Annotated in this window: 5 protein-coding genes; 2 read left to right on the top strand and 3 right to left on the bottom strand. The window is 40.3% G+C overall.

The genetic code is table 11. The features are described 5' to 3' along the window. The first annotated feature begins 142 nt into the window (after nucleotides 1–142). Both MNV_RS18310 and MNV_RS18305 read left to right on the top strand, forming a co-directional pair. The gene (locus MNV_RS18310; protein WP_179294084.1) at nucleotides 143–1,225 is read left to right on the top strand and encodes a CAP domain-containing protein; all 1,083 of its coding nucleotides are present in this window, start codon (nucleotides 143–145) and stop codon (nucleotides 1,223–1,225) included. A 249-nt stretch (nucleotides 1,226–1,474) separates the two neighbouring features. After that, nucleotides 1,475–2,821: an ATP-binding protein gene (locus MNV_RS18305; RefSeq protein WP_096207384.1), complete on the top strand. Its 1,347-nt coding sequence runs from the start codon at nucleotides 1,475–1,477 to the stop codon at nucleotides 2,819–2,821. Between the two features lie 16 nt (nucleotides 2,822–2,837). On the opposite strand, the gene MNV_RS18300 is transcribed toward MNV_RS18305, so the two are convergent. From MNV_RS18300 to MNV_RS18290, 3 genes are all read right to left on the bottom strand, one after another. After that, nucleotides 2,838–3,269, bottom strand: coding sequence for a PIN domain-containing protein (locus tag MNV_RS18300; RefSeq protein WP_096207383.1), 432 nt, complete (start codon nucleotides 3,267–3,269; stop codon nucleotides 2,838–2,840). Further along, nucleotides 3,256–3,525, bottom strand: a complete 270-nt coding sequence (locus tag MNV_RS18295) for an AbrB/MazE/SpoVT family DNA-binding domain-containing protein (protein WP_096207382.1) — start codon at nucleotides 3,523–3,525, stop codon at nucleotides 3,256–3,258. The genes MNV_RS18300 and MNV_RS18295 overlap by 14 nt, the downstream gene beginning before the upstream one ends. 111 nt (nucleotides 3,526–3,636) lie before the next feature. Then, the coding region (locus tag MNV_RS18290) for a restriction endonuclease subunit S (protein WP_143311907.1) at nucleotides 3,637–4,545 on the bottom strand (909 nt) is incomplete at its 5' end.

The following is a 4,545-nucleotide window of genomic DNA, read 5'->3' as shown; positions in this document are numbered from 1 at the left end:
TATTAGAGAGGTATTGTTATCAGATCATCAGGCCTCTATGCCGGAAAAAGTGCAAAATCACTGGATTTTAGGATAGTGCCCTAATACACATAGAAAATTATATTAAAAACTAAAACTATTATTAATAAGAGCGATGGTACGTATGAGCGGTAAAACGGCGTTGTTTGTAATACTTCTGGTCTCGTTGACCATATTTACGGCAGGGTGCACTTCGTATGTAGGGGACAGCTCCTACTCGATGCGTTTTTCAATTAATGAAACCGGAGAGCCCCTGGAAGGCAATGTTCTCAATAATGGCATCCTTCTGGGTTATGCACAGAATGGAAGCTTTACCACGAACCTTGAGAAGCTAAGACCGGGATTGATAGCCCTGAACGGGACTTATGAGAGCAATCCATTTGAATTCTATTTTGAATTCCCCAGTGAAAGTTTCAATTACAGCGGCATTGATTTTACTGTCCGGGAAAAGGATCTCAGAAAGGTTCTTTTTAATACCTCTGTCCTCAATATCCCGCAGCTTGAGCGCGAGGTCTTTGACCAGGTCAATAAGGAGAGAGCGAAGTCGGGATTAAAGTCGCTTAAATGGAACGATAGGATAGCATCTGTATCAAAAAACTACAGCAAAACACTCTCCATACAGGGATTCCATCACAAGGACATAGAAGGGAAAGACGCAGGTGACAGGCTGAAGGAGAGTAAAATATTCTATACTGTGGCTTCCGAGAACCTGTATATGATAGAAGGATTGAACGAAACGGTCAACATCAGCGAAACAGCGGTGAACGGATGGCTTGGCAGCCCTGCGCACAGGTCGCCCATAATGGACAGGGACGGGCTGTTCAGCGATAGTGGTGTCGGGATATACTGCGAGGAGAAGACGTGCTACGCTGTGATGGTTTTTGCAGGGCTGGAGCGCAATGAGAACATAAAGCTGGAGCCCGGCTACCTGACGTTCTTATATCTAAACGACCCCTCGTATCCTTTTGATTTCGATGTGGCGGCAGACGTGGAGATAGATTCGACGGCGAATATAAACATATACATCGTATCAGGCAGTGAACAGTACGACAACCTCATGAATAACAGGGATTTCCAATCAGTCATCGAGGATAAAATGATAAGCAGGTTCAGCCGTAAAATTACGGCAGCAAAAGGTTACGGCATTGTAGTCCAGACATTGGGGGACAGCAGTGCCCAGATAAATATTCATATAAGGTATTCATAGGCTTTAGCGAAGCCCGGAAATAACCGTAATATCCAAAAATAAAACCGCAGATAAACACAGATGAACGCAGATTTGTAGCTTCGTATCTGCATTCATCTGCGGCTAATTTTTCGTAAATTACAGAAATCTCTGAACTATTCTATAATCTTTTGTACCATCATCATGACGGCCTCTTTGCTGCTTTTATTATTTGTTACTATCATAACCGCTAAAAATATATAGTTTATTGCTAATATACTAGTAATAATTATGTATGAAAGAAGCATTATCGAGAGAAACCCATGGTGGGCATCGGGAAGTGTACCAGAAGAGCTTACTGGTATAAACCGCAGGGAATACCTTAGAAAGATAGCAGAGCGTTTAAAAGATCAGAAGCTCCTTGCAATCCTCGGTATAAGGAGAAGCGGCAAATCAACGCTCATTTATCAATCAATCAAGTATCTTCTTGACAATGGTACTCACCCCAAAAACATATTCTACATAAATACAGATGACTTTGAGAAGCCTGGAAGAGCGAACCTTGAGGAAGCGCTTGATTTCTGCCAGCAGAATAACATGGTTTCCCTGAAAGATAATAAAAGCTATGTTTTCATTGATGAGATCCAGAATGTCAGGGGATGGCAACAGCTCTTGAAAAAATATTATGACCTCAAATATGCTTCAAAATTCATTGTTTCAGGCTCATCTTCAAGCCTTATCTATAAAAACTCATCAGAAAGCCTTGCAGGAAGAATAAGTTTTATTGATGTTTTCCCTCTTACATTCAGGGAGTTCTTGCAGTTCAATGGCATAGAGATACAAGAGGCGGCGCTTCAATTCAAATCCATGAAACAAATGTATTACGAGCTTTCCCCGAAAATCAACGAGATAGCTGGTTTCCTATCGCAGTACCTGAACGTCGGAGGATTCCCGGAATGGTTTGATGTAAAAAATGAAGACGTATGGTTCAAAATACTTTCAGAGGAATATACAAGTCTCCTGATATACAGGGACATTGTAAGAATTTTCAGGATTCGCGACCCTCTTCTCCTTGAATCCGTCTTCAGGTTCGTATCAGCTCATTCAAGCGAGCGTTTCAGTTACCTTGGAATCGCAAAACAAAATGACGGGGACAAGGAGACCTCAAAACAATATGTTTTCCATCTCGCCCGTTCACATCTCATTTATCTGTCTGATTTTTATACAAAAAGCAAAAAGGCTTCGGAGAAAAAAGAAAAAAAGATATATTTTTGCGATATCGGTCTTAAGAATTCCATAGGCGGGCACCAGGATATCGGCTTTGATGCTGAAACATCTGTATATCTGCACTGCCTCAAGCATGTTTCCGGCTACCCCATGGGAAAGATATTCTACTGGCTTGATAAAAAAAAGAACGAGACAGATATTATAATGAGTTACGGGTCGGAATTAGTTCCTGTTGAAGTAAAATACAGATCTTCCATCGAGGATGCGGATTTAAAAGGTATCCTGGGTTTTTGTAAAAATTTTGGCGTTAAAAATGCATATGTTGTGACAAAAACGCTAATGGAGGAAAGGGAGATTGAAGGGATAAGAGTTTCATTTATTCCGTTATGGTTGTTTTTGCTGGTGTTTTGAGGTCGCGTTAATTATGTTACACTCCCGCCAAATCGCTCAATTTCCTTAAAGCCTCTCCCGGCGTAACACTCCCAATATACTCCATTGCATCCTTTATCAATACATTATCTTCAGTCACCAGTATCGCTGATTCCTGCACAGCCCCCGCAAGGATCGGAATATCACTCCTGTCCCTGATTTTGAATCTTGAAAACTCTTTTTTTGGAACATTCCCTCTTACAGTGCAGCATTCCACAACATATTCAACAGCGTAATTGGTTTTTTCCTGTGAAATTTGCAGTACCTTCAGGGTTCTACGGGTCTCTTTTATGATGAATTCGTTCACATACAGAGAGATTACTTTCTTCCTGCCGGACTCAAGTAGTACCCACGCCTCCGTATTTCGTCCTGTTACAGCCGAAACAACCACGGTCGTATCAAGAAAAAATTTCAGTTCAATATTCTTCATTGTACGCTTTCTTGCGTTCTTTCTTAACAGTTTCCACTATTTCTTTAATGGTGATTTTTCTGTTATCGGCTTCCTCCCATATCGCTTTTATTCCAGGAGGAATTATCGAGGTCTCAGATGGCATGATCTTTATCCCGTCATTTGTATCAGAATATCTTACAACATCACCGGTTTTAATGTGATATTTGATCCTCAGCTTCTTGGGTATGGTTATGGTTCCCGCTTTTGTTACTTTTCCAAATAGAATATTTTCCATAAATTGATTCACCTTATTTTAAGATAATCGTATATTAGTATATTCTTATTTTAAGATTTCGCTTATATGTTGAATTTCATCATGTCAATCCTGTTCATCCAGTCTAATTTATCATTCACCTCTCACATCGATTTTTCCGGTTACGACTTCTGAGATCAGGGCTGTGCGGTATTCTTGCAAGAGGGCGATTTCTTGTTCCATTTTGGAAACGACTTGGTGAGTTTTGGCTGTTTCGGATTCAATGAAATTAACTATTTCTTGTTGTTCCTTGATTTCTTTTGGAAACCATACAATAATATTTGCTAATTCCGATGAATTTATAGCAGGGTAACTAACACCTGTTGAAAGCGAACTTATTGTATCAATTATTTTTTCGTTAATCATGAGGTAGTAAAGATATTTTGTATCTAACATCCCTTTTGAGGCTAATACAGCAAATCCTGTTGAAGCTATTAGATTATCGGCTTTATCTTCAATATAAGCAATTGCTTTTAGATAAGTTCTAACAGTTGAGACAATAGTATCCCCTTTTTTAACTATCCTTCTTGCTCTCGACGGTGCATCTTTAAATTCCATTAATTGTGGCGGGTGAGTTAATCCTTCAATTGTTACGTTTCCAATATCTATGTATTGAAATTCGTAGTTACTATCTATATTCTCATTTAATGTGTATCTGTTGATTTCAGCCACATATTTCAATCTCTTAATTTCCCAATGCCCCGGTATCTCCCCCAACCACTCCACACCCGAATCCCTCATCGGCGCGCCCGGGTCAAGCCCTTTTGTGACCGCCTCGTTGATGACGGCGGCGCGCTCTTCTTTGAGGAGTTCGATCAGCTTTTGTTTTTTCTCGATAAGGGAGTCGATTTTCTGGGTGCGGTCGTCAAGGAAGCGGGCGATAGCGTGCTGTTCTTCAATTGTAGGAAATGGATATTTTACATTTTTAATATCATCTACAGAGATTGCAGTATAAGTTGAACCTGTACCAATGGGAGTTGTACCGTCATAAGTCTCACGCAC

The sequence above is a fragment of the Candidatus Methanoperedens nitratireducens genome (genome assembly GCF_900196725.1).
Lineage (GTDB): Archaea > Halobacteriota > Methanosarcinia > Methanosarcinales > Methanoperedenaceae > Methanoperedens > Methanoperedens nitroreducens_A.
Note: the sequence above shows the minus strand (reverse complement) of the source record. Positions and strands in the feature narration are given on the sequence as shown.

Excerpts from the sequence above, each read along its gene's own strand:
- MNV_RS18300 (WP_096207383.1), bottom strand. The coding sequence starts at position 3,269 with ATGAAGAATATTGAACTGAAATTTTTTCTTGATACGACCGTGGTTGTT.
- MNV_RS18295 (WP_096207382.1), bottom strand. The coding sequence starts at position 3,525 with ATGGAAAATATTCTATTTGGAAAAGTAACAAAAGCGGGAACCATAACC.
- MNV_RS18310 (WP_179294084.1), top strand. The coding sequence starts at position 143 with ATGAGCGGTAAAACGGCGTTGTTTGTAATACTTCTGGTCTCGTTGACC.
- MNV_RS18305 (WP_096207384.1), top strand. The coding sequence starts at position 1,475 with ATGTATGAAAGAAGCATTATCGAGAGAAACCCATGGTGGGCATCGGGA.